Below are 26,083 nucleotides of genomic sequence, written 5' to 3' on the forward strand. Positions count from 1 at the left end.
AAACGAGGGGGCATAACTCAAAATGAAAATAAACCACGAAAAATATGTGGTTTATTTTTTAAGAAAAGACATCATCGAATCTATTGAATGGCAACTTTATGCATCACATCTCCGATTTGGATACTGTTAAGCAATTGTGGTTGATCGATAGTTAGCTCAGCATTTTGCTCATACACACGAGCAACGGTTAATGTAATTTCTGTTTTAGATACTTTATTACGCGGTAAACCGTTTTGATCAATAAATGAACCAGTATGCCAAAGTTCTAATTTATCGCCTTTCTTAACGCCATGGATGCGACCAAGATCCATCGATATACGATTATTATTGATACTGACAATTTGAGGCAACGTCATTTTACAGGCGAATTGGTTTTCGAGATCAAGCATAATATCTCGGTTAACTCTAAGCACCATTTCACCAAAAGCTGAAGTCCAAAAGCGAGCACTTTGGGTATCAACTTCACTGGTTTTAGGAAAGTCCCACAGTGCGACTTCACGGTAATTATTGTTATAAACGGTTTGGCCTGTTTTGCCATCTAATACAGTAACTTCAATGGCAAATTGTCTATTTATCGTGTCTTTTTTTAGTAAATTTTGCTCAACAGTCGCACTTAAATCGGTGATGTTTCCTGAGAAAATGTATTGTGCGCCATGATCATCAGCAATCATTTTGACAACGTCAGGTTGACGCTTATCAATACGAATATGAGAGTTTCCAACAGAAACAAAGCTTTGTGATTCTTTATCTACTTGACGGGAAAAGACCGTACTTAGATCTTCACCCAATTGATATACCTTACCCATTACCGCTTGTTGCGGTGAGTTGATTGTGATCTCACTGGTCATCAAGGTTTTCTTATATTGGCCAATATGGCAACTGTTTGCCGAAGGGTAGATATCAATTCGGGTCGTAATATAGATCTTACCATTTTTCGTCTTCTCTTTTATCACTTCAATACTGCGAATTTCACTTCCACTGAATTGATAGTGCTTTTTATCATTCTCTAAAAAGGTTTTTAAATCTATTAAGCGGCTAATATCAGCCCCAGAAAATAGCATAGCTTGGTAAGCGGCATCTTCTAGTGCGTTTGATCTTGCCGCCTTTTTGTTAGTTAATACACTTGCAGAGCCAGTTACTTCAAACCATTCAGCTTTTGAAGGTAGAGTGTAAGTTATTGTTAATATTGAGGTAAGTAGTAATAATATTTTTTTCATTGCTGATATCTGCCAAATGGGTATGAAATTTGCTTGCTAATATTTGTTGATTGATAAAAGTACTTACAAATTGCGTTTCATAAACTACTGCAAGTTTTGTTCCTAGTTTGAATTTGACGCTTAACCAATAAGTATATTAAAACATTATCTGGAGATAATAGAATGAGAGTATTAGTTGTAATCCTGCTATCAATGCTGATGGGTGCGTGCGCCTACTCACCAATTTATAATGGTAAAGAACCATATAATGGCAGTCCTTTTATGTTGGCGGATACGCCGAGACATACCATGGATTACTTCATTGAAAGTTTAACTGAGCAGTTAGTAACATCAAATACGACGTTATCTGCTCGTTCACCAATTGCCATTACGTCTTTTGTTGATTTACAGCAAATGGACCAAACAAACTGGTTAGGCAATTCAGTAACAGAGAGCTTTATTTTCCAGCTTCAGCGCCGTGGCTTCAAAGTTATTGATTATAAAACAACGGGCAATATCCGAGTTACTCAACAAGGTGATTTTGCTTTTAGTCGTGATTGGAAAGAATTAGTTCAAGAGCAACAAGTTGATTACGTACTAACTGGTACAATGCTTCGCCAAGATGGCGGAGTGTTAATTAACGCCCGTGTTATTGGTATGCAAACTCGAGTTGTTGTCGCATCGGCACAAGGGTTCCTTCCGGCGGATCGAATTGGCCGTGATTTAGACACACTAAATACAGTGCGTATGGAAGATGGTGTCATTATTCGTTCTGATGTTCAAAAAGCAGAGCGTCATACCATTATCCTACGTCCATAGGGGAAGCAGATATGAAACATTGGTTTTTATTAGTTCTATTAGTATTAGTTGGTTGTCAACCAATTGGTGTCATGCGCGAAAGCGATCACTTGACCGCGGTTGGTTACGCTAGCATTAGTGAGCAAGCTGGAAAAAATATTGATGAAAAACGTATGCGTGCAATGCGTGCTTCTAAGGTTGATGCTTATAGAGAGTTAGCCGAGCAAGTGTATGGTATGCGTATCAGCGGCAAAGTTGAGATGAATGATCAACAGCTGGGAGAAGAAACCACCTCTGCTGGTGTTGATGGTATTATCCGCGGAGCTGAAGTGGTAAGAACTTACCCCGTTGGCGACAGTTATGTGACTGAATTAAAATTAGATTTAAAAAAGATGGAGCGCATGAAAAACCAAGGCCAGGTTTATGATGTACCGTCAACCCAACGCAGAACAACGTTATTTTAATTAATAGTGATAAACACGGTTAGTTAGAAACTCTCATTCGACATAACGTTATTGCCCTTAGTGCTTAAAGTGCTGAGGGCTTTTTTATATTAGAACTTAAGGAGTAATACCAAATCTAATAATTATCGTCTTCCTCTCAAGTGATTTTTCTGTGTAATACATAGGTCATCTAATTAGTTCATTGGGATAAATTTAAGTATGAAATGGTAAGAATAGAAAGTATGGGGAATAATGAGGAAAGGAAGTTTAGTTGAAGCAAAGGATAGAACAATAATAGTCACGACAGTGTTATATGAAAAACACTGTAGACATTAATTAGGTATTGGGAAAATAACAAAGTAGGTTACGCCTTTACGTTAGTACCTAATGTGGTGATGTTACGAGTTTGGCCTTCAGCGGTATAAGTCATGCCATTTTTACCACGGCTCTGTTGCATCAGGTTATTTAGCTTATTAAAACTTAGTTGTGCACGTTGAAGTGCTTCACCATTTACGGTGTTTTCTTCTTTACAGTCATGAATGATGGATTTAATTTCCGTCACTTTTTCTGTTAGTGCATTATCTTCAGAGAGGAGCTGTCTTTCTGCATGGCTTCCTAATAGCTGATCATATTGGCGCAGTTGGTTTAGTAAGCCAAGTTTGTCGTGAGCAATACTTTCCATTTCTGCTGGTTTTCTACTGGCAATAGCATGCTTCTCTCGATGTAATACCGTCGAAAGAGACAAAGCAACACTGCGTTGCAGATCCAATAATTCAGTTAATGTTTGAGCCATATTCTCTCAATATTTATTAGGTTAGCGCTAGATGAGTAACCAGCCTAGGTTATTATAGGCCGGCTAATTCATCTTCAAATTTAATCATGTTGTCTGCTAAGCGCTCAGGGTCAACAGAATAAGAGCCATTTGCGATAGCTGCTTTAATTGCGGCAACTTTATCTTCGTTAAACGAGGGTTCTGTTGCTAGTTGTTGGTGCATTTGGCCAATCTCTTTACCTTGGTTACTTAAAGAAACCGCATCCATTTTCGCAGACATTGCAGGTGTCGAATTTACAGGTGACTTATCACCAGAATCAACACGAGCTTGATTACGTAATGTTGCCATTGCTTGGCTAGCACGTAGTTGGTCAATACTTGTCATATATTCAAGCCTTTTAGCCGGGTTAATACATTTTTCTAATCTATCTATCGGCTGTCAAAAAAATAACTTAAGCAAATAATGAAATTTTTTGACGCTTTTTTTCATTATTTTTAGCTATGGTAAAGCTAAGCATAAATAGTGCCATAAAAAATATATCGGCATTGTTTGCAGATAGTTTAGAAAATAAAAGTGATTATGAGTTAAAAACGAATACTCACTTCACCCACAGCAGTAACAATACCACTAACAATGCGTTTTGATTTGTCATTCTCTACATTTACTTTTTCACCAAGCACACCATCACCGAGTGCTGTGCCTTTAGTGAGAATGCTTAACTCCCCTTTTACTGCTTTAATTATAACACTGTCATTGCGACATACCATGCAGATGTCGTTTTTTTCTACAACTTCACCCGCTCGAACGCTGCGTTTTATGCGCGCACCAATGATATCGTCTTGATTTATATAACCACCGCGGCGATATCGTCGACTGCCAACGAGCGTTAATGTTAAATCTTGAGGCGAAATAGAGTGTCCGCGTGATAGGGAGATGATAGCGGTAACTAATGGCATCATAAGCTCTGATTTAACAGGGACATAGACTTTCCAATCGTCTTCTGGGCACTCAACTAACACTGAGGTATTTCCACTGGTATTTAGTTTACCAGGTAATGTGGTTATTAAGGGGGTAGGACAGTCAGTTGCGTGAATACGACTATCAACTCGAACCGCTTCTACTTGCAGAGTTCCATTTTTAGGGGTATCTATTTGCTCTTCAATAAAAGATTCAGCTGCCTGTTTGATTGCCTTTAGCTGCATATCTGTGGCAGCATGAACATTCACACTAAAGAAACTTATAAATATGCCGATAAGGCTTACAAGTAGATAAAAAGTGACAGGCTTACCTTCTCTTTTTATTATCATTAAAAATTTTTTATAAAGTGCCATATGGTATGTCGTGTTCTTAATGGGTTTATGTTAGGCTCACGGTTCGTTAATAATGGCACAAGATGGAGTCAGATATGACAGGCATTCTAGATTCGGTGAATCAGCGCACACAACTTGTAGGGCAAAACCGTTTAGAGCTACTTACTTTTCGTCTTATGGGGCGTCAGCGTTATGGTATTAACGTCTTTAAAGTAAAAGAAGTATTACAGTGTCCTAAGTTGACTTCAATGCCTAATTTAAATCCTTTAGTAAAAGGTATTGCTCATATTCGTGGCCAAACCATTTCTGTTATTGATTTAAGCCTTGCTACTGGTGGTCGCGCTACTACCGAAATTGATAAATGTTTTATCATTATTTCGGAGTTCAACCGTACTATTCAAGGTTTCCTTGTTAAGTCTGTTGAGCGTATTGTAAATATGCACTGGGAAGCAATCTTACCGCCACCGCAAGGAACAGGTCGTGCAAACTACCTAACTGCAGTAACTAACATTGATGATGAGTTGGTTGAGATTTTAGATGTAGAAAAAATCTTAGCTGAAATCGCACCAATCGACGAAACGATGAATGAAGAGTTAGTTGAAGAAATGACAACAATGAGTCAAGAAATCGTTCGTAAAGTACTTATCGCCGATGATTCAAGTGTTGCCCGTAAACAAGTTCAACGAGCAGTGCAATCTATTGATTTTGAGACTATCATGGTTAAAGATGGTAAAGAAGCATTAGATAAATTAGTCGAAATGGCAAACCAAGGCAGTATTTATGAACAAATTGGCTTGGTCATTTCAGATGTAGAGATGCCAGAGATGGATGGTTATACTCTAACTGCAGAAATTCGTCGTGAACCAGCATTGAAAGATCTACATGTAATACTGCATACGTCATTAAGCGGTGTATTTAACCAAGCAATGGTTGAGCGTGTTGGAGCGAACCAATTTATTGCGAAATTTAATCCAGACGAATTGGGTGCCGCTGTGAAAAGAGCGGTTGAGAAGTAACAACAGACTTTTTATTCGTTAATTAATATTGCCGTGATAAGCAAACGGCAATTCATTCTATTTGGAAGTAAAAACGTTAATGACAACTATAACTATCAACGAACAAGAGTATCGTGATTTTAGCCGTTTTCTTGAATCTCAATGTGGTATTGTCCTCGGTGACAGTAAGCAATATTTAGTGAGAAGCCGACTGAGCCCTTTAGTTGCTAAGTTTTCATTAGCTTCATTATCTGATTTATTAAAGCAAGTGATCTCAGGTAGTAACCGAGAATTACGTGTTGCAGCGGTCGATGCCATGACAACCAATGAAACGTTATGGTTTAGAGATGGCTATCCATTTACCGTATTGTCTGAAAAACTATTGCCAGAGTTAGCGGCAAATCGTCGCCCGTTAAAAATATGGTCAGCGGCAAGTTCATCAGGCCAAGAACCGTATTCTATGGGGATGACTATTGCTGAGATTCAAGCGCGTAAACCGGGCTTTCTTCCAAACATTAGTATTACCGCGACCGATATTTCACCATCAATGCTAGAAAACTGTAAAGCGGGTGTCTATGACAACTTGGCGTTAAGCCGTGGTTTGTCACCAGAGCGTCGCCGTGCTTTCTTTGAAGATGCGGGTGATGGCAAGATGAAAATCAATGATAAAATCAAACGTATGGTGAATTTCCGTCCACAAAACCTAATGGATAGCTACAGCTTATTGGGTAAGTTTGACATTATTTTTTGTCGTAACGTATTAATTTACTTTTCACCTGAGATGAAATCTCAAGTGTTAAATCAAATGGCGGCAAGTCTTAACCCTGGTGGCTACTTATTGTTAGGTGCATCGGAATCGTTAACTGGATTAACTGATAAATTTGAGATGGTGCGTTGTAATCCGGGCATTATTTATAAATTAAAATAATTATGATTGAGTAATTATCGAACAAAAAGCGACTTAGGTCGCTTTTTTTGTGCCTGTAACCTATAGTTGGCTCAGATATTGCTAAATAAATATTGGTGGTATTGTCAATCTGCTCTGTGAATTGAAAAAGTTGGCATACAGGTTGCTATATAGAAATTATATATACTGCTAGTCAGTTCTTGTGGAGGGTTTGAAATGGCAATTTCTTTTGATAAAGCATTGGGTATTCATCAGTATACGGTTGGAGTTCGCTCTGAACGTGCTGAAATGTTAGCGACAAACATCGCTCAAGCGAATACTCCGGGCTATAAAGCAAAAGGAATGGATTTTCAAAAAGCATTACAGTCGGCAACATCGAAAGCAAGTACGGGCTTAAGCCGTACTGATGGTCGGCACATTAATGCCTCAACACGAATGGCTGGGGAAATTCAATACCGTCTTCCTACTCAACCTGATACAGGTGACGGGAATACGGTAGATGTGGATTTGGAGCGTAACTTGTTTATGCAAAACCAACTTCGTCATCAAGCATCATTGGAATTTTTAGGTAGCAAGTTCAAAAACCTAACCAAAGCAATTAAAGGGGAATAGAGATGAGCTTATTTAATGTTTTTAACGTTACAGGTTCTGCAATGAGTGCAGAGTCAGTTCGTCTTAACACCACTTCAAGTAACATGGCAAACGCAGACAGTGTAAGTAGCTCAGCTGCTGAAACTTATAAAGCACGCCAGGCTGTTTTTGGTGCGGAATTGAGCAAAGCAAAATACAAACAAGATCATACAGTTCCTGTAAAAGTTCTTGGTATTGTTGAAAGCCAAAAGCCTCTACGTGCAGAATATAACCCAGACCATCCTATGGCAAATGACGATGGCTATATCTTTAAGCCAAACGTTAATGTGATGGAAGAAATGGCAAACATGATTTCTGCTTCTCGTTCATACCAAACGAATATTCAAGTTGCAGATGCGAGTAAACAAATGTTGCAGAGTACTCTGCGAATGGGTCAATAAGGATAGGAGGTAGCTATGACTGGAATCAATAACGTTGGTCAAAACGGCTTGTCCTACATCGACCAGTTAAAGAGTCTTCAAGAGGCGAACAAAACTGAAAAAACAACGGGCGGCAAAAATGAACTGAAGCAAGAAGACTTCCTTTCATTGCTAACCAAGCAGTTGTCTCAACAAGACCCATTTAAACCGGTTGAAAACGACCAGATGATTGCGCAAATGGCATCATTTGCAACTGTCGACGGTATTGGCAAGATGAATACACAGTTTGATAGCTTGAATTCATCAATGACATCTAACCAAGCATTACAAGCGTCTTCGCTTGTTGGTCGTGATGTTCTAGTACCTGGCGCTAAAGGCTTAAAAGAAGCAGATAAAGGTATGGCGGCAATGGTTAAATTGCCTCAAGTAATTAATAACCTAATGGTTCGTGTTGAAAACGAACAAGGCCAATTAATTCGTACTTTAGATGTGGGCGCTAAACCTGCTGGCGACACTCGAGTAGAGTGGGACGGCAAAGATGATAAAGGCAATGCAATGCCTGCTGGTCGCTATAACATTAAAGCGGCGGGCGTGCTTGATGGAGAAAACAAAGAGTTTGGTGTATCAACATACGCAAACGTAAATAGTGTTCTTCTGGGCAAAGGTGATGGCAATGTTCTGCTAAATCTTGCTGGTTTTGCTTCACCTATCAAACTGGCAGAAGTGCTAGAAGTAGGTAAGGCGTAGAAAGGGCGAATATTCAGTGCAGCATGCGCTGCCTGAATACCCTTATTTATATCGTGAAAATTCATTAATAAATAGAGCTATGCCAATTCCTTTAACATTCCCAATGACTGTGATCGTTAATGGAATTGGAAAACATAAGCGTAGCTAGATAGGAGATATCAAATGTCATACGTAGCATTAAGTGGTCTAGCCGCTGCTCAAAAAGACTTAAACACAACATCAAACAACTTAGCAAATGCCAATACTTTTGGTTTTAAAGAATCCCGTGCAGAGTTCGGTGATGTGTATTCATCATCATTGTTCTCAAATGCAAAAACCACAACAGGTGGTGGTGCTCAAACGACAAAAATTGCTCAGCAATTCCACGAAGGTTCAAGCATTTATACTAATAATCCAATGGATTTACGTATCTCTGGCCAAGGTTTTTTCGCTGTGGCAAAAGATCGCCTACAACCAGCGACAAATGAATTAAGCCGTAATGGTGCATTCCACCTAGATAATGAAAATTACGTAACGACATCAAATGATGAGTTTTTATTGGGTTACGAAGTAGATCCTGAATCTGGTAATGTGTCTTCATATGAGCCAAAAGCACTGAAGATCCCAGACCAATTCGGTAAGCCAAAACCAACAGAAAACGTTGAAATTGGTATGAACTTACCAGCAACTGAAGTACCAAAAGATCCTGCTCTTTTTGATATGAATGATCCTGACACTTACAACAAGTCAACTTCGGTAACGACGTATGACTCTCTAGGTCAGCCATACAAAATGACGACGTACTATGTTAAAGATGCAACACAACCAAACCGTTGGAATGTGTTCTACTCTTCAACTGATACTGATGGTGAAAAACCAGTAAACATTAATGGTGGTGATTCAACGAATGCCGCGGGCCAAGTTGGTCACTCTATTATTTTTAATAATGATGGTACAACTCAAAGTATCAATGCTGGTCAACCGGTTGCAACAACAACACTAGGTGCGAATGGTTTAAACTTAAATGGTGCTGATCCTTCTCAGACATTAACCATGAAGTTTGATAACCCAACACAATTCTCTGCACCGTTTGAAATGCGTCGCTTTAGTGAAGATGGCGCAACAACAGGTTACTTATCAAAAGTAGATATCGATAAGAGTGGTAACATTGTAGGTTCATACTCGAATGGTAAAGATGTAACGCTTGGCCGTGTAGCTATGGTTCGTGTTACTAACCAGCAAGGTCTTGCACAAAATGGTGGTACTCAGTGGTCTACAACACAAGCATCTGGTGCGGCTATTTGGGGTGAAGCAAGCCAAGGTTCATTTGGTGACATTCAAAGTGGTACTTTGGAGCAATCAAACATCGATATGACACAAGAATTGGTTGATTTGATTTCCGCACAACGTAACTTCCAAGCGAACTCACGTTCACTGGATGTACACAACCAACTGCAACAAAATATTCTGCAAATTCGTTAATCTAAACGAAATTGTTATTATCGAATTGCCGTCAATGTTGACGGCAATTTTTTACCCAAATTATTTGCCTCTCCTCCCCCAAATCTTTCCTCTTTGAATCTATTACATTCATAAAATCATCCTGTTATATATTTAATTTATTGAAAAATATAGAAAATAAAAGTTGGCACACTCATTGCTTTTATAACTTCAGATAGATTATTGGAGTTCATTATGGATCGCGCATTATTTTTAGCCATGAGTGGCGCAAAGCAAAACATGCAAGCTATGCAATTGCGTTCAAACAACCTTGCAAACGTAAGTACAACGGGTTTCCGTGCTGATTTAGAGCAAGCTCGTTCAATGCAAGCGTACGGTGAAGGTTTACCTACTCGTGTATTTAATATGACAGAGCGTCCAGGAAGCAGTTTTTCTCAAGGCTCTGTGATTACAACAGGTCGTGATTTAGATTTAACGATTGAAGGTGATGGCTGGATTTCAGTGATGGACAACACGGGCCGTGAAGGTTTGACTCGTGCCGGTAATCTGAAAATTGATGAAACAGGTTTGTTAATGAATGGCAGCGGTCATTTAGTACTAGGTGAAAATGACGCGCCAATCACTTTGCCGCTTCCTATCTCAAAAATTCAAATTGCTAAAGACGGCACTATCTCTGTTCTTGAGCAAGGTGCGCCAGCAGAAGCGATGGCAGAAGTTGACCGCATTAAATTAGTAAAAACCGATAATCGCGATTTATTTAAAGACACGAATGGCTTGTTTCGTTCGAAAAATCCTAATAATGCATTCCAAGCTGATGCTGGTGTCACTGTATTAAAAGGTGCATTAGAAGGCAGTAACGTTAATGCCGTAGGTGAAATGACCAATTTAATTGATTTGCAGCGTCAATTTGAAATGCAAGTCAAGATGATGAGTACCGCTGAAGAAATGGATAAAGCGTCAGATTCATTATTGCGTATGGGTTAATTGAATAATTAACTTTGATTAACTTAATACATTAAAAAATTTAGAGGAACACACAATGAATCCAGCATTATGGGTAAGTAAAACTGGCTTAGACGCACAGCAAACAAACATTGCGACTATCTCAAACAACTTGGCGAATGCCTCAACGGTTGGCTTTAAAAAGAGCCGTGCTGTATTTGAAGATCTGTTTTACCAAAACGTAAACCAAGCCGGTGCTCAATCCACTCAAAATACCGAGTTACCAACTGGCTTAATGCTAGGTGCAGGTTCTAAAGTTGTGGCAACTCAAAAAGTATTCACTAACGGTAATGCTCAAACCACATCAAACGGTATGGACATGATGATCGAAGGTAAAGGCTTTTTTCAAGTAACGATGCCAGATGGTAACATTGGTTACTCTCGTAATGGTCAATTTACACTGAATGATGAAGGCGCAATCGTAACAACAGGCGCAGGCTACCGTTTAGAGCCAGAAATTATCGTTCCTGAAGATGCAATTAATGTAACTGTAGGTACTGATGGTGAAGTTTCAGTTCGTTTACGTGGTCAGCAAGATAACCAAGTGATTGGTCAAATTACAACGGTTGATTTTATTAACCCAGGTGGTCTAGAGCCAGTAGGGCAAAACCTTTACTTACCAACTGGCGCAAGTGGTGACCCGCAAGAAGGAACACCGGGTCTAGAAGGTTTAGGTGCCATTCGTCAATCTATGCTTGAAGCGTCAAACGTTAACGTAACTGAAGAGCTCGTGAATATGATCGAAGCGCAACGTGTTTATGAAATGAACTCAAAAGTAATTTCTGCTGTTGATAAAATGGCAAGCTTTGTTAACCAACAACTGTAATTGGTGATTAGGATGAAACGTCTTTTTTGTTTACTACTTCTAGCCACATTAACGGGTTGTGAATCGCTGTTAATTCAAAATCCAAACTTACAAGAGAGCGAAGTCACTTCTGCGACAACCAATGTTGATGCCGTAGAAGGGGATAAAGCAAAAGAAGAGGGCGGCGGCATTATTGATACACTGCGTGGTCGTAATGATCCTATATCAGGTGATCCTGCTTGGGCTCCAATTCATCCTAAAGAAAAACCAGAGCATTACGCGGCAGCAACCGGTTCATTGTTTAATATCGATCATGCGCAAGATATGTATGACGACACAAAACCACGCGGATTGGGTGACATTGTTACGGTTACTTTGGCTGAAAATACCAAAGCGGCAAAAAGTGCCGATGCAGAATTATCTAAATCAAATGATTCAAGCATGGACCCATTACAAGTGGGTGGCCAAGAATTGCAAATGGGTGGTAAGTATAATTTTTCTTATGAGTTATCTAATGATAATAACTTCACAGGAAATACATCTGCCAATCAAAGTAACAGTTTAAGTGGTTCAATTACGGTTGAAGTGATTGAAGTATTATCAAATGGTAATTTGCTGATCCGTGGTGAAAAGTGGCTAACACTGAATACGGGTGATGAGTACATTCGATTAAGTGGAACCATCAGACCTGAAGACATTGCTTTTGATAATACAATTGCATCAACACGAATTTCAAATGCTCGTATCCAATATTCAGGTGCGGGTGATCAACAAGATATGCAAGAACCTGGATTCTTGGCACGATTCTTTAATGTAGCACTGTAATAATGACGAATCGTTGGAGTTTTGACGTGAATAAAAACCTAGTTACCTTAATTTTTACTTGGTTATGCCTAAGTATCTCTACAGCACAAGCGGCACGTATTAAAGACGTAGCGGAAGTTGCTGGGGTTCGTAGTAACCAATTAATCGGCTATGGTCTGGTTTCAGGCTTGCCGGGTACTGGTGAATCAACCCCATTTACCGATCAAAGCTTTAATGCCATGCTGCAAAACTTTGGTATTCAATTACCACCTGGAACAAAACCAAAAACAAAAAATGTCGCGGCAGTAATGGTAACGGCAACGTTGCCAGCCTTTTCAAAACAAGGCCAAGTAGTTGATGTTACTGTCTCTTCTGTTGGTTCAGCAAAAAGTTTACGTGGTGGTACTTTACTACAAACTTTTCTAAAAGGTTTAGATGGTAAAACTTACGCAATAGCACAAGGTAACTTAATTGTAAGTGGCTTTAGTGCTGAAGGCGCAGATGGTTCAAAGTTGGTGGGTAATAACCCAACCGTAGGCCGTATTTCTGGTGGTGCAATAGTTGAACGTGAGGTTCCATCTCCATTTGGTCGTGGTGATTTCATTACCTTTAACTTATTAGAGTCTGATTTTACTACCGCTCAACGTATGGCTGATGCGGTAAATAATTTCTTAGGCCCAAATATGGCGTCAGCGGTTGATGCAACCTCAGTCCGTGTGCGTGCACCCCGTGATATTAGCCAACGTGTTGCTTTCTTATCTGCGGTAGAGAATGTCGATTTTGACCCAGCAGATGGTTCAGCAAAAATCATTGTTAACTCTCGTACTGGCACTATTGTTGTTGGTAAACATGTGAAATTGAAAGCAGCAGCGGTAACCCACGGTGGTATGACGGTTGCAATTAAAGAAAACTTACAAGTGAGTCAACCTGGTCCTTTTAGTGATGGTCAAACGGTCGTTGTTCCTGACTCTGATATTGAAGTAACTGAAGAGCAAGGAAAGATGTTTAAGTTTGAGCCGGGACTTACTCTTGATGATTTGGTTCGAGCTGTGAATGAGGTTGGTGCTGCCCCATCAGATTTAATGGCGATCCTACAAGCATTGAAACAAGCGGGTGCCATTGAAGGACAACTAATTATCATTTAATAGCGACTTATTAAATAAAGACAATAAACGCACGTCTTAGGGAGTGCGTTTTTTTTGGCATTAAATTTGCTCTATTAGTAACTGTAGAGACAGTAACTTTATTACCCTGATTAAAAGAGTAAGTGTAAAGATGAATAATTCAGTAAACATGACAGACGTAGGCTTTATCCATGATGTGGGTGGTCTAGATAAATTACGTAAAAGTGCAGTGAGTGGCGATCAAAAAAGCCAAGACAAAGCGCTGCGTGCGGCGGCTGAGCAGTTTGAATCAATCTTCACACAAATGCTTTTTAAATCAATGCGTAATGCTAATGATTCATTCAAGTCAGACATGATGAGCAGTGATAACCAGAAGTTCTTTGAGCAAATGCGTGATGACCAAATGTCGACTGAGTTATCGAAAAAAGGATCTCTCGGTTTAGCCGATATGATCGTCGCTCAACTTGGTGCATCAATGAATCAAAAGCCACCAGTTCAAAGCGGCAATAATTTAGAGCAAGATGCACGCACGGCAATGCGTAAAGCGGCAACCGATGAAACGTTACGTTTACCTTCTGATTATGTTTATCCAAATACATCTGAAGCAAAACAAGAGTCACAAGTAGAATCTCCAGCGATTGCACAATTAGAAAAAGCCTTAGCGGCAAGACAGGCACAGCAGCCTCAGAAATTTGATTCACCTCAGCAATTCGTTGAAACCATGAAACCATACGCAGAGAAAGCAGCAAAAGCACTGGGTATTGATTCAAATGTCTTGATCGCTCAAGCGGCCTTAGAAACGGGTTGGGGTAAGAAAGTGATTCAAAACTCTGTAGATTCAAGTCATAACTTATTCAACATCAAAGCAGACAGAAGTTGGCAAGGTGATAAGATCGCTAAGAATACCTTGGAGTATCACGATAATATTGCCGTTACTGAAAATGCCGCTTTCCGTTCATACGATAACTATGAAGAGAGCTTTAGTGATTTTGTTCGATTCTTAAATCAAAACCCACGTTATGAGCGAGCGCTACAGCAAACAGAAAGTTCAGAAAGCTTTATTAAAGGGATCCACAGTGCTGGTTATGCAACCGATCCAAATTATACCGATAAAGTAATGAGTGTAATGAAGACCGTAGAAAGCTTAACTAAATAAACTTAACTAAAAAATTAAACCATTAAAATCCTGCATCTTAGCCATATTGACTGGCTAAGCGGCAGGATTTTTTGTTTTATTGCCGCTTAAAAACCAAAAGAGGCAAAGAAAGGCAATAAATACAGAATTTTAGTGGCAAAGATAAAGTTTTAAGTCTGCGTTTTTAGTTATCTTGTTGAAAGTAAAGGGTTTAAAAGTTGGCACACTGATTGCTATATTAGATTCGTTAGGAAATTTTTATCGCATCTTTTATAGAGTTTTTTTGGAGGCAACATGGGACTTGATCTGCTAAATCTAGGTACACAAGGTGTGCTTACGGCGCAGCGTCAACTGAATACGACCAGTCACAATATTAACAACGTTAATACTGAAGGCTTCAGTCGTCAATCGGTTGTTCAAGACACTAATATGCCTCATTGGGTGTCAGGTGCAAACCTCGGCGCAGGCGTGCATGTAGCCGCTGTGCGACGTTCGTTTGATCAGTTTGCAACGAATGAACTGAACCTATCAACAACTAACCTTAATTACTCTATGGATACAGAAGCTAACCTAGATGTTCTAACGAATATGATGTCGTCTATTGGCGCTAAACGTATTCCTGAAAACATCAATGATTGGTTTGATGCCGTAAAAACTCTTGCCGACAGCCCTAACGAAATCGGTGCGCGTAAAGTAGTCCTTGAAAAATCGCGTCTTGTTTCGCAAAGTTTAAACGACTTTTATGAGAATGTACGTCAGCAAAATTCAGACGTAAATAAAAAGATGGATCTAACGGTAGAGCGTATGAATGGTATTGCTCTAGAGTTAAAAGAAATTAACCAAATGATGGTCAAGACCCCAGGTCCGCACAATGACCTAATGGATCGTCATGAAAAGTTAATTAAAGAACTGTCTCAATACACAAAAGTTACCATTACTAAGCGTGATAACGAGAACGCATTCAATGTCTTAATTGGTGGTGGGCACATGTTAGTGTCTGGTACTAATGCAAGTGAATTGAAAATGATTGCAGGGACTCCTGACCCATTACAACGCCGCCTAGCAATGGTTGAAGGTAAAGGATTGAAAGCGATTCAGCATGATAGCATTGGCGGTAAAATGTCAGCGTTATTTGAATTGCGTGATAGCACTATTCCTACCATCATGGATGAATTAGGCCGTGTGGCAGTAGGCTTCAGTAGTGAAGTTAACCGTCTACAAAGTCAAGCGATAGATCTGCGTGGACAGATTGGTGCAAATATTTTCTCTGATGTGAACTCAGAACAAGCAGCACGTAGTCGTGCCATTGTACAAGGCGGTTCATCTGCAGAAGTAGGCGTATTTATTGATGATATTAGCTTACTAAAAGCAGGTGATTACGCACTGAAGTATGATGGCAGCCAATATACGGTGACCCGACCTACAGGCGAAGTTCAGCGCTTAGACCCAACCGGTAACCCATCGACCTTTTTCCTAGACGGTATGCGAGTTGAAATTCGTGAACCACTAGGTGCCGGTGAGCGTGTATTACTTCGCCCAACGCGTATAGCGGCAGGCACAATGAAGCTTGAGATGAATGAAGCAGAGAAAATTGCCGCACAAAGTTATGCAAGTTCTGCCACTTTTGCGACAGGTAATGCGAAATTTAAAGTATTACAAGCGGGTGAGCTAAAAGAGTTCCAAGTCGTTATCTCTCCAGCAGCGAATCAGTTTGCAGTGTTAGATATGAAAGGAAAAATGTTACTAGAACCACAAACCTACCCACCAAAAGGTCCGGTAAGCGTTGGTGGTACAACCTTTGAACTAACAGGTGGCGCAGCTGCAAATGATAAGTTTGCTGCTAACTTAGTGCCATCAGAAGGTGATAACGGTAACTTATTGCTAATGCAAGGCTTACAGACACGTAAAGTAATGGACGAAGGCCGCTCAACGGTGATTGACCTATATGAAAACGTAAATACTGAAATTGGCCTGAAAAAAGCAACAGCGTCTCGTTTATCTGAAGTTTCTCGTGTAGAAAACGAAGCTGCACAAAGTCGTGTTGCTTCTGTAGCAGGCGTAAACTTAGATGAAGAAGCGGCAAATATGATGAAGTTCCAACAAGCGTATATGGCTTCTTCTCGTATTATGAAAGCGGCAGATGAGACGTTTAACTCAATCTTGCAACTTTCGTAACTAGGAGGCATTCAATATGTTAACTCGTATTTCAAGCTTTCATAATTACCAATCAGTTCAGAATGATATTTCGCGCCAAGAAGCCAAAGTGCATCAAAACAGCGCACAATTAGCGTCAGGTAAAAAGCTATTAACGGCAGGAGACGACCCCGTTGCTGCGTTATACGCTCAAAACCTAACGCAAAAGAAAGAAGAACTACGTCAATACAGCGATACCATTATTCTTGCTCGAAACCGCTTAGAGCGTCATGAAGTGGCGATTGCCAATGCGGAGCAGTTTGCCGATGATGCAAAGCGCAGTGTAATGGAAATGATTAACGGCTCTCTTGCACCAGAAGATCGTTATGCTCATGCTCAGGACGTAAAAGGATTAGCAGATAATTTCTTAAACCTAACTAATATGTTAGATGAATCAGGAAATTACCTTTTCTCTGGAACTAAGCCTAAAACCCAACCATTTTTTAGATCAAATGATGGGACAGTCGCTTATGCTGGAGATGAATACCAACGTAATTTAAAAGTATCAGGTTCGATTGAAGTTGCTGTTAATGATTCTGGCAGTAAGCTGTTTACTGAAATCAAAAATCCATTTGGAGATTATGATCCACAGTACGCACTGCAAGAAGGTTCAGAGCTTTTGCTGTCAAAAGCGACTAATACCAATTACACCGATCCTGCAACTTATGAAATCACTTTTAATGCAGCCGCTAACGGTCAGTATAATTATGAGCTATCAAAAGATGGCAGTACGGTAAAAACGGCCCAGTTTGACCCTTCTGAAGGCATTAAATACGAAGGGGTAGATATTCAGATCCGCGGTCAGTTAAAAGCAGGTGATACCATCACCTTGGAGCCGAAAAAGACCATTAGTATTTTTGATTCGTTCAAAAAAGCACAAGAATTAGCATTAAATGATGTGTCTGATGCCTCAACAACGGCAGAATTACATCAAGTAACGGATGAATTTCACGCGGCATTCATTCATTTAAGCCAAGCGCGTGCAGAAGTTGGCACGAGACAAAATACGTTAGATCAACAAGAGATGCAGCATCAAGATTTTGATTTAACTATTTCTAAATCATTAAGTTCTATTGAAGATTTAGATTACGCTCAAGCCGTGATTGAGTTTAATGAAAATACACGTGCACTTCAGGCTTCCCAGCAAGCCTTCGGTAAAGTAAAAGACATTACATTATTTAATTACGTGTAAATTAACACGTTTGATGACAAGCCTAGCTGATATACTAGGCTTTTTTTAAATTTAACTGTATGAATAGTAAGATTTTATATAGGAAATTAATTGCAGTTTCTCTTTGTTTTTTGCCGCAGTTGGTGTGTCTTTAATTATGTATAAGTACTTATTTTTGAGATGAATAAGAATTTTGTTTTTCTTATATAAATAAAGAGAGATACGACGGAAGTATTAAAGAGGCAAGAGTGGCAAATCTCGACTTGATAAAGTGGCAAAAAATAATTTAGATAGAAAGTTAAGAGTTAAATAACACTGAATAACCTTATTTAACTTATTGAAACTGTATAAGTTGATCATTTTTTTAATTTAAAATTAATTTTTCCTAAAATTGGCACAACTTATGCTAATTAATAACTATGACTGAGACGCTCACAGTTTGCCAATGGTAAATAGTGGCATGGCAGTGGCAAGGTAGAGTAATTCTCTTTGCTTTTGTATGTCAGTCATTAATTCATGTATTTCTTCTCATCTTGGCATGAGATTTGATATGTAAATTACATGACATTGAAAAACATTGGCCAATTGTGGCTGATATTTAACTATGAATTTTAAATATTTCTGAATAGAGCAGAAATTAGATTTCGTGAAAACGAAGCTAAAGGAGAGCAACGATGGCTGTAAATGTAAATACTAACGTATCTGCGATGACTGCGCAGCGTTACCTAAATAACGCAACGAATGATCTAAACAACTCAATGGAGCGTTTGTCTTCAGGTACTAAAATCAACAGCGCAAAAGATGACGCTGCTGGTCTACAAATTTCTAACCGTTTAACAGCGCAGACTCGTGGTCTTGACGTTGCTATGCGTAATGCGAACGATGGTATCTCTATCGCTCAAACGGCTGAAGGTGCGATGAACGAATCGACAAACATCCTTCAACGTATGCGTGATTTATCATTGCAAGCGGCAAATGGTTCTAACTCAGATCAAGACCGCTCTTCTATCCAAGAAGAAGTACATGCACTGTCTGACGAATTAAACCGTATTGCTGAAACAACCTCTTTTGGTGGTCGTCGTTTACTTAATGGTCAGTTCGGTGAATCAGCATTCCAGATTGGTGCTAACGCTGGTGAAGCTATTCTAATCAAGTTACCGTCAGTTCGTGCTGATGATGACAGTATGGGTGGTCAACGTTTTGTTTCTGAAAACGGCAAAGGTGCGTCTTGGAACGTTGAACCTGGCAAAAATGACCTGAAATTAGAATTCACAACTAAAAAGGGTGAAGCAATTTCTATCGATATCAGTGCTAAAACAGGTGATGATATCGAAGAATTAGCAACGTACATCAACGGTCAATCAGACAAGATCTCTGCATCTGTTGGCGATGAAGGTAAACTTCAATTGTTTGTTGCTGAACCATCTATTGAAGGTGAGTTAGCGGTATCTGGTAACCTTGCGACTGAACTAGGTTTATCTAGCGGTCCTGGTATGAAAGCTACCGTTGATAAACTAGACGTAACCTCTGTTGGTGATGCACAAGTTTCTGTTGGTGTTATCGATTCAGCGCTTGCTTACATTGACCGTGAGCGTGCTGATTTAGGTGCGAAACAAAACCGTCTAGGCCACAGCATCAACAACTTGTCTAACATTCAAGAGAATGTGTCTGCTTCTAATAGCCGAATTAAAGATACTGATTTTGCTAAAGAAACAACAAATATGACAAAAGCACAAATCCTTCAGCAGTCTAGTACATCTATTCTTGCTCAAGCGAAACAGTTACCAAACGCTGCACTAACTTTACTGCAGTAACTGAGTAACTAACAACAGTCATCTGAGTGAACAAGAGGTGCTCTCATCTCTCATCATCCTCTTGTTCATTTGATTGTTGTGCAAGCTTCAGGTAACTGGTTTTTTGTGTTCTTCTCACAGATCTCCTCATAAAAAACCAACCTAGCTTTATGCCCCTTAATTGGGGCTACTCTTTTCTATTTATCTCTCTAGTGCCCCCTTCTATTTTTCTAATCTCTTTCTTTTTATTTTCCTCTTAAGTTTATTTTTTCAGCGCCGATAAAGCCTTATAAGAGTCTATTTTCCTATATCAGCGAATAGCTATTTTAATTAAGAGAGCATTATGACAGTGACAGTCAACACCAATGTGTCTGCCATGACGACACAACGATATTTGAATCAAGCGACGGAGCATCTAAACCAGTCTATGGAGCGTCTTTCCTCAGGAAGTCGAATTAATAGTGCGAAGGATGATGCGGCAGGTTTGCAGATATCAAACCGTTTAAAATCACAAATGAGTGGTTTGGATGTGGCGGTTCGTAATGCTAATGATGGTATTTCTATTGCCCAAACGGCGGAAGGGGCGATGAATGAAAGTACTAACATTCTTCAGCGTATGCGTGATTTAGCACTACAGTCATCAAATGGCTCTAACTCTTTACAAGATCGCCAGGCAATACAAGAAGAAGCGGATGCTTTAAATGATGAATTAAATCGTATTGCAGAAACCACCTCTTTTGGTGGGCGCCGTTTATTGAATGGTCAATTTGGAACATCAACCTTTCAGATTGGTGCTAATGCAGGTGAAGCGGTGCAATTAACGCTTGGTAGTATGCGTTCTGACACCTTAGCAATGGGGGGCTTTCATTACACCTCTCAAAACCAGCTGAACAAAGGTTGGACAGTACCAGAAGGCGGGCAAACGTTAACAATGTCATTTGCTGATGAAAATGGAAAAGCTCAAGAGATTACGATAGAGGCGAAAGCTGGCGATGATATTGAAGAGTTAGCCACTTACATCAATGGGCAGAATGATACCGTTCAAGCATCCGTGGATGAAAAAGGTCAGTTGCAGTTATTTACTGCCGGAGATCTAGTCTCAAGTGCGGTGACCTTTGGCGGCTCATTATCTGCGGAATTGGCTATTGGCGGTGCTGTATTTGATACCGTGAATGATTTGGATTTAACAACGGTAGGCGGTTCTCAAAAAGCAATAGCAACGTTAGATGCCGCCATGGGATTTGTCGATAAAGAACGTGCAACATTAGGTGCGTTCCAGAATCGTTTTGGACATGCGATTAATAATTTAAATAATATTAATGAAAATATCTCGGCATCAAACAGTCGTATTGAAAATACTGATTTTGCAAAAGAAACGGTTGAGATGATGAAAGCACAAATCTTACAGCAAGTAAGCTCAACGGTACTCGTTCAAGCTAAACAAGCGCCTGATATTGCACTGAAGTTACTAGGTTAATAAATCGGTTCGTTTATATAGTAAGAAACCAGCGAAAGCTGGTTTTTTTTCACCTAAAAAAAGTAGAAGGTGCTTTTCTTGGACGAAATGGTAAAAACTTTAGTTATTTTTCCGTCAAATATTGAAAAGTTTGAAGCGCAGTCATAGTTCATTAAGTAATCAATAATTTTATAAAAAAAAGCATAAAGGTTTATTTTTAACCGTCGCTAAGCTAAGTATCAGGCACTAATGGCAACGTCGTTAGTTCCAAATAATAAAGCTCAGTTTTCCGAACTACGGAAAACAATCGGAAAACTAAACGGAGATACCACTATGTCGATTACAGTAAATACTAATGTATCAGCAATGACTGCTCAGCGTTACTTGAACAATGCAACGGATGGCGTTAATAAATCAATGGAACGTCTCTCTTCTGGCTTTAAAATTAACAGTGCGAAGGATGATGCCGCAGGCCTACAAATTTCAAATCGCTTAACTTCTCAATCTCGTGGTTTAGATGTTGCTGTCCGTAATGCAAATGATGGTATTTCTATTGCACAAACGGCTGAAGGTGCGATGAACGAATCGACAAATATCTTACAGCGTATGCGTGATTTATCACTTCAGTCTTCTAACGGTTCAAACACTTCTGCTGATCGTGAAGCAATTCAACAAGAAGTTGGCGCGCTTAATGACGAGTTAAACCGAATTGCAGAAACGACTTCATTTGGTGGCTCTCGCCTTCTTAATGGTCAGTTTGGTACAAAGTCTTTCCAAATCGGTGCTGATTCTGGTGAAGCGGTAATGCTTAGTTTAAATAACATGCGTTCAGATTCTGCATCAATGGGTGGAATAAGCTATAAAGCAGAAACAGGGTTGGGTGCAGATTGGTCTGTAAATGCTGAGAAATCAGAACTAACCGTGTCGTTTTTAAACAAAGCCGGTGAAGAGAAAGAATTAACGATTAATGCGATAGCTGGCGATGATATCGAACAAGTGGCTACGTATATTAATGGTCAAACAGATTCAATTAATGCCTCTGTATCAGAAAAGGGTGAGCTTCAAATTGTTACCTCTAATGATAAAGTTCAAGGAGAGGTGAGCTTCGGTGGTTCTCTAGCTAGCGAATTAAATATGGGTACAGCTCAGGCTGAAACCGTAAAAAGCATTGATGTAACGACTGTTGGTGGTTCACAAAAGGCCGTTGCAATTCTAGATGCAGCAATGCAGTTTGTTGATTCTAACCGTGCAGATCTTGGTGCATTCCAAAATCGCTTTAGCCATGCTATTAATAATCTAGATAACATTAATGAAAATGTATCAGCATCAAATAGTCGAATTAAAGATGTCGATTTTGCTAAAGAAACGACTGAGATGACTAAAGCTCAAATCCTTCAGCAAGCAAGTTCATCTATTTTAGCTCAAGCTAAGCAGGCGCCTAATGCTGCTCTTGGCCTATTACGCTAATTATATTGGCTAATTAAAGAAACTTCTAAGGTAGTAGTGCTCTCACACTATGCCAAAGCCGGGGTTTTCCTCGGCTTTTTTTATACATTAATTAAAATGAAATGCCATATATTGGATTAACTTTGGTTTTTGTTGTGTAAAAATTAAGCGATATCTTTCTGTTTATATCTATTTATAGCGATCTTCCTCTCGTTTTACCTTTCATTTAAATTTATTTCATTTTTTTTATCTTTTTTTCTAAAGAGTTTTCGATCGCGAGCGATAACTTAATTACAAGGCATTACGACTGAGATTTTTTAAAATGCTTACAAAAGAAAAACTTAAAAAATTAAAAGTTTTTCTAAAGTAATTTGAAACTAGGTCGCTAAGTTAAGTATCAACGATGAATAATACGGTTTCCGGTCCAGGAGCGGAGTGATTCGGAACCAAAGTGGAGAAATAAAATATGTCTATCAATGTAAACACAAACGTATCAGCAATGACAGCACAGCGTTACCTAAACAGCGCAACGAATGACTTAAACAGCTCAATGGAGCGTTTGTCTTCTGGTTTTAAAATTAACAGTGCAAAAGATGATGCGGCAGGTCTACAAATTTCTAACCGTTTAACATCTCAAACTCGTGGTTTGGATGTAGCAGTTCGAAATGCAAATGATGGTATCTCAATGGCGCAAACCGCTGAAGGTGCGATGAACGAAACAACGAACATCCTTCAACGTATGCGTGATTTATCACTTCAATCAGCGAACGGTTCAAATACACATGCAGACCGTACAGCGATTCAAGAAGAAGTGGTTGCTTTGAATGACGAATTAAACCGTATTGCAGAAACAACATCGTTCGGAGGCTCACGCTTACTTAACGGTCAATTTGGTACTAAATCTTTCCAAATCGGTGCGGATTCAGGTGAAGCGGTAATGCTAACGTTGAATAACATGCGCTCTGATACAACGGCAATGGGTGGTCACACTTACTCAGCGACCGAAGGTAAAGATGCAAACTGGAAAGTAGATGCAGAAAACACAGAATTTACAATGAACTTTGTCGATAAAGAAGGCAAAGAACAAAAGATCTCAATCAATGCAAAAGCAGGCGATGATATTGAAGAAGTAGCGACTTACATCAATGGTCAAAGCAACGCAATCAATGCATCGGTTACTGAAGATGGCAAGCTGCAAGTATTCGCAGCAGCAGAAGCAACAGACATTGAGTTTAGTGGTTCACTAAGCAATGAACTAGGTATGGGCAATAAAGTTGCCGATACAGTGAAAAGCATCGATGTAACTACTGTTGGAGGTTCACAAAAAGCGGTTGCTATCCTTGATTCAGCGATGGAATACGTTGACTCAAATCGTGCAGACCTAGGTGCTTTCCAAAACCGCTTTGGCCACGCTATCAACAACTTAGAAAATATTAATGAGAACGTTAATGCGTCTAACAGCCAAATCAAAGATGTTGATTTTGCTAAAGAAACGACGGCAATGACGAAAGCTCAAATCCTGCAACAAGCGAGCTCTTCAATTCTAGCTCAAGCTAAGCAGGCACCAAATGCAGCATTAGGCCTGTTGGGCTAATCAGCATAGTAAATACTTGTGAGAATGGGAATTTATGCGACACGCTAAGTTCCTTCCCAACAGGTCATAAGTAAGTCTGACTTACTTTTTAAAATTAATTTAGGCATTCCGCATGTATTTTGTAGAGGTGAGAGTCTACAAAGTGCATAGAGATACGCTTTATAAATATATGTGAGAATCAATAGCTGGTTTGGAGGATGAGACCAAACCACTGTTGTACAATTTTCCTTAGGAGATCTATTTATGTCTATTACAGTAAATACTAACGTATCAGCAATGACTGCACAGCGTTACTTAAACAGCGCAACATCTGACGTTAACCAATCAATGGAGCGTCTGTCTTCTGGTAGCAAAATCAACAGTGCTAAAGATGATGCAGCTGGCCTACAAATCTCTAACCGTCTAAACACGCAAACTCGTGGTCTAGACGTAGCGGTTCGTAACGCAAACGATGGTATCTCTATGATGCAAACTGCTGAAGGCGCAATGAAAGAGACTTCAAACATCCTTTCTCGTGTACGTGACCTAGCACTGCAATCGTCAAATGGTTCAAACACAGACGCTGACCGTAGCGCGATCCAACAAGAAGTAACGGCTCTTTCTGATGAAATGAACCGTATCGCAGAAACAACTTCTTTTGGTGGTACACGCCTACTTAACGGTAACTTCGGTACTAAATCTTTCCAAGTTGGTGCTGATTCTGGTGAAGCGGTAATGCTTACACTGAACAACCTACGTGCTGACGAAGCAAACATGGGTGGCCAATCTTTCACAGCGAAAGAAGGTGTTGCTGCGGGTTGGACTGCTGGTAAAGATGCAGAAATGACAATTTCTTTCACAGACAAGTCTGGTGAAGAACAATCTGTATCAATCACAGCTAAAGCTGGTGACGATATTGAAGAAGTAGCAACTTACATCAACGGCCAAACTGATAAAGTTAGCGCTTCTGTTGGTGAAGATGGCAAACTGCAAGTATTTGCAGCTAAAGGCACAATCGAAGGCGAAATCGAATTCTCTGGTGCTCTAGCTAACGAAACTGGTATGTCTGACGCTGTTCAAGCTCAAAAAACAGTTGGTAACATCGACGTTACAACGGTAGCTGGTTCTCAAGACGCAGTAGCAGTTGTTGATGCAGCAATGAAATTTGTTGATAGCCACCGCTCTGAGCTAGGTGCTGCTCAAAACCGTATGGGTCATACAATCAACAACTTAGACAACATTAACGAAAACGTTTCTGCTGCTAAGAGCCAAATCAAAGACGTTGATTTCGCGAAAGAAACAACTGAAATGACTAAAGCTCAAATCCTACAGCAAGCAAGCTCTTCTATCTTAGCTCAAGCTAAGCAAGCGCCAAACGCTGCTCTAGGTCTATTACGTTAATCCACTCGATTAATTGATAATACTTAAATAGGTAGGTGGGCGGCTTCATCGTCAACCCACTTACTTAAATATGACAGCCGGGCCGCTCTCCTGCTGTCTTTTTTCGTATTAGGAGGAAAATACTATGAATCCATCATCTGTATCTTCATCAATCCTGCCCTCTCCATCCTCAAATAACGGCACGCAAATTGCTAGTTCTAATGTGCAGCCAACATTATCTGTTAATGCCCCAAATAAAACAGCAAAAACTGAACCGTCAGAAGCAATGACGCAAAGCCAAGCTATCGTGATAGAAGCAGAGCAAAAGCTTGAAACGAAAAAGAAAGAAGAACTTTATCAAGCAGTAAAAGAGCTGAATGAATACGTTAAAAGCATGGATCGAGGATTATCATTTCATCTAGATGAAGAATCAGGGCGGCAGGTTATTACCGTTATAGAGGTTAGCTCTGGTGATATCATCCGTCAGATCCCCGATGAAAAAATGTTGCAAGTTGCTAGAGAATTAGCTGCCAGTGCGTCTGGATTAATAGCTGAGAAGATATAATCGTTAATTGAGGAAAA

25 protein-coding genes are annotated in these 26,083 nt (G+C 39.7%); 21 read left to right on the plus strand and 4 right to left on the minus strand.

Annotated features, from left to right (window positions below; genetic code table 11):
* Positions 1-80: 80 nt before the first annotated feature.
* A complete protein-coding gene (locus F8B77_RS06515) occupies positions 81-1,217 on the minus strand; it encodes a flagellar assembly protein FlgT (protein WP_151654684.1) in 1,137 nt (378 codons plus the stop codon).
* A 162-nt stretch (positions 1,218-1,379) separates the two neighbouring features.
* Here F8B77_RS06515 and F8B77_RS06520 point away from each other — a divergent pair, with 162 nt between their 5' ends.
* On the plus strand, positions 1,380-2,015 hold the full coding sequence (locus F8B77_RS06520) for a FlgO family outer membrane protein (protein ID WP_151654685.1): 636 nt from the start codon (positions 1,380-1,382) through the stop codon (positions 2,013-2,015).
* A gap of 11 nt (positions 2,016-2,026) precedes the next feature.
* Positions 2,027-2,458 carry an LPP20 family lipoprotein gene (locus F8B77_RS06525; RefSeq protein WP_151654686.1) on the plus strand — a complete coding sequence of 144 codons (432 nt, stop codon included), beginning with the start codon at positions 2,027-2,029 and terminating at the stop codon, positions 2,456-2,458.
* A gap of 343 nt (positions 2,459-2,801) precedes the next feature.
* On the opposite strand, the gene F8B77_RS06530 is transcribed toward F8B77_RS06525, so the two are convergent.
* The 3 genes from F8B77_RS06530 to flgA form a co-directional block, all read right to left on the minus strand.
* A complete protein-coding gene (locus tag F8B77_RS06530) occupies positions 2,802-3,230 on the minus strand; it encodes a flagella synthesis protein FlgN (RefSeq protein WP_151654687.1) in 429 nt (142 codons plus the stop codon).
* Between the two features lie 52 nt (positions 3,231-3,282).
* On the minus strand, positions 3,283-3,594 hold the full coding sequence (gene flgM, locus F8B77_RS06535) for a flagellar biosynthesis anti-sigma factor FlgM (RefSeq protein WP_151654688.1): 312 nt from the start codon (positions 3,592-3,594) through the stop codon (positions 3,283-3,285).
* Between the two features lie 200 nt (positions 3,595-3,794).
* Positions 3,795-4,517 carry a flagellar basal body P-ring formation chaperone FlgA gene (gene flgA / locus F8B77_RS06540; RefSeq protein ID WP_244298223.1) on the minus strand — a complete coding sequence of 241 codons (723 nt, stop codon included), beginning with the start codon at positions 4,515-4,517 and terminating at the stop codon, positions 3,795-3,797.
* 98 nt (positions 4,518-4,615) lie between these two features.
* Here flgA and F8B77_RS06545 point away from each other — a divergent pair, with 98 nt between their 5' ends.
* From F8B77_RS06545 to F8B77_RS06635, 19 genes are all read left to right on the plus strand, one after another.
* Complete coding sequence (locus F8B77_RS06545; RefSeq protein ID WP_151654690.1) at positions 4,616-5,536, plus strand: chemotaxis protein CheV; 921 nt, start codon at positions 4,616-4,618, stop codon at positions 5,534-5,536.
* 79 nt (positions 5,537-5,615) lie between these two features.
* Positions 5,616-6,443 (plus strand): CheR family methyltransferase, encoded by an 828-nt coding sequence (locus F8B77_RS06550; RefSeq protein ID WP_151654691.1) that lies wholly within the window; start codon positions 5,616-5,618, stop codon positions 6,441-6,443.
* A gap of 195 nt (positions 6,444-6,638) precedes the next feature.
* Positions 6,639-7,034: a flagellar basal body rod protein FlgB gene (gene flgB, locus F8B77_RS06555; RefSeq protein ID WP_151654692.1), complete on the plus strand. Its 396-nt coding sequence runs from the start codon at positions 6,639-6,641 to the stop codon at positions 7,032-7,034.
* A gap of 2 nt (positions 7,035-7,036) precedes the next feature.
* Entirely contained in the window at positions 7,037-7,453 is a 417-nt protein-coding gene (gene flgC / locus F8B77_RS06560; RefSeq protein WP_151654693.1) for a flagellar basal body rod protein FlgC, read from the plus strand.
* 15 nt (positions 7,454-7,468) lie between these two features.
* Positions 7,469-8,179, plus strand: a complete 711-nt coding sequence (gene flgD / locus F8B77_RS06565; protein WP_151654694.1) for a flagellar hook assembly protein FlgD — start codon at positions 7,469-7,471, stop codon at positions 8,177-8,179.
* Between the two features lie 162 nt (positions 8,180-8,341).
* A complete protein-coding gene (flgE, locus tag F8B77_RS06570; protein ID WP_151654695.1) occupies positions 8,342-9,640 on the plus strand; it encodes a flagellar hook protein FlgE in 1,299 nt (432 codons plus the stop codon).
* A gap of 213 nt (positions 9,641-9,853) precedes the next feature.
* Complete coding sequence (locus tag F8B77_RS06575; RefSeq protein WP_151654696.1) at positions 9,854-10,603, plus strand: flagellar basal body rod protein FlgF; 750 nt, start codon at positions 9,854-9,856, stop codon at positions 10,601-10,603.
* Positions 10,604-10,658: 55 nt separating this feature from the next.
* Positions 10,659-11,447 (plus strand): flagellar basal-body rod protein FlgG, encoded by a 789-nt coding sequence (gene flgG / locus F8B77_RS06580; protein ID WP_130048971.1) that lies wholly within the window; start codon positions 10,659-10,661, stop codon positions 11,445-11,447.
* A gap of 12 nt (positions 11,448-11,459) precedes the next feature.
* Positions 11,460-12,251, plus strand: a complete 792-nt coding sequence (gene flgH, locus F8B77_RS06585) for a flagellar basal body L-ring protein FlgH (protein ID WP_151654697.1) — start codon at positions 11,460-11,462, stop codon at positions 12,249-12,251.
* Between the two features lie 2 nt (positions 12,252-12,253).
* Entirely contained in the window at positions 12,254-13,375 is a 1,122-nt protein-coding gene (locus F8B77_RS06590; protein WP_151654698.1) for a flagellar basal body P-ring protein FlgI, read from the plus strand.
* Between the two features lie 130 nt (positions 13,376-13,505).
* Positions 13,506-14,510: a flagellar assembly peptidoglycan hydrolase FlgJ gene (flgJ, locus tag F8B77_RS06595; RefSeq protein WP_151654699.1), complete on the plus strand. Its 1,005-nt coding sequence runs from the start codon at positions 13,506-13,508 to the stop codon at positions 14,508-14,510.
* 273 nt (positions 14,511-14,783) lie between these two features.
* Positions 14,784-16,664, plus strand: coding sequence for a flagellar hook-associated protein FlgK (gene flgK, locus F8B77_RS06600; protein ID WP_151654700.1), 1,881 nt, complete (start codon positions 14,784-14,786; stop codon positions 16,662-16,664).
* A gap of 16 nt (positions 16,665-16,680) precedes the next feature.
* Positions 16,681-17,874 carry a flagellar hook-associated protein FlgL gene (gene flgL, locus F8B77_RS06605; RefSeq protein WP_151654701.1) on the plus strand — a complete coding sequence of 398 codons (1,194 nt, stop codon included), beginning with the start codon at positions 16,681-16,683 and terminating at the stop codon, positions 17,872-17,874.
* A gap of 653 nt (positions 17,875-18,527) precedes the next feature.
* Positions 18,528-19,667, plus strand: coding sequence for a flagellin (locus F8B77_RS06610; RefSeq protein ID WP_151654702.1), 1,140 nt, complete (start codon positions 18,528-18,530; stop codon positions 19,665-19,667).
* Positions 19,668-19,989: 322 nt separating this feature from the next.
* Positions 19,990-21,123 carry a flagellin gene (locus F8B77_RS06615; protein ID WP_151654703.1) on the plus strand — a complete coding sequence of 378 codons (1,134 nt, stop codon included), beginning with the start codon at positions 19,990-19,992 and terminating at the stop codon, positions 21,121-21,123.
* Positions 21,124-21,435: 312 nt separating this feature from the next.
* On the plus strand, positions 21,436-22,569 hold the full coding sequence (locus F8B77_RS06620) for a flagellin (protein WP_151654704.1): 1,134 nt from the start codon (positions 21,436-21,438) through the stop codon (positions 22,567-22,569).
* Positions 22,570-23,014: 445 nt separating this feature from the next.
* Positions 23,015-24,142 carry a flagellin gene (locus F8B77_RS06625; protein WP_151654705.1) on the plus strand — a complete coding sequence of 376 codons (1,128 nt, stop codon included), beginning with the start codon at positions 23,015-23,017 and terminating at the stop codon, positions 24,140-24,142.
* A 243-nt stretch (positions 24,143-24,385) separates the two neighbouring features.
* Positions 24,386-25,522: a flagellin gene (locus tag F8B77_RS06630; protein ID WP_151654706.1), complete on the plus strand. Its 1,137-nt coding sequence runs from the start codon at positions 24,386-24,388 to the stop codon at positions 25,520-25,522.
* 124 nt (positions 25,523-25,646) lie between these two features.
* A complete protein-coding gene (locus F8B77_RS06635) occupies positions 25,647-26,066 on the plus strand; it encodes a flagellar protein FlaG (protein WP_151654707.1) in 420 nt (139 codons plus the stop codon).
* Positions 26,067-26,083 lie beyond the last annotated feature (17 nt).

Origin of the sequence: Aliivibrio finisterrensis (genome assembly GCF_008933155.1) — a bacterium.
Classification (GTDB): Bacteria; Pseudomonadota; Gammaproteobacteria; order Enterobacterales; family Vibrionaceae; genus Aliivibrio; species Aliivibrio finisterrensis.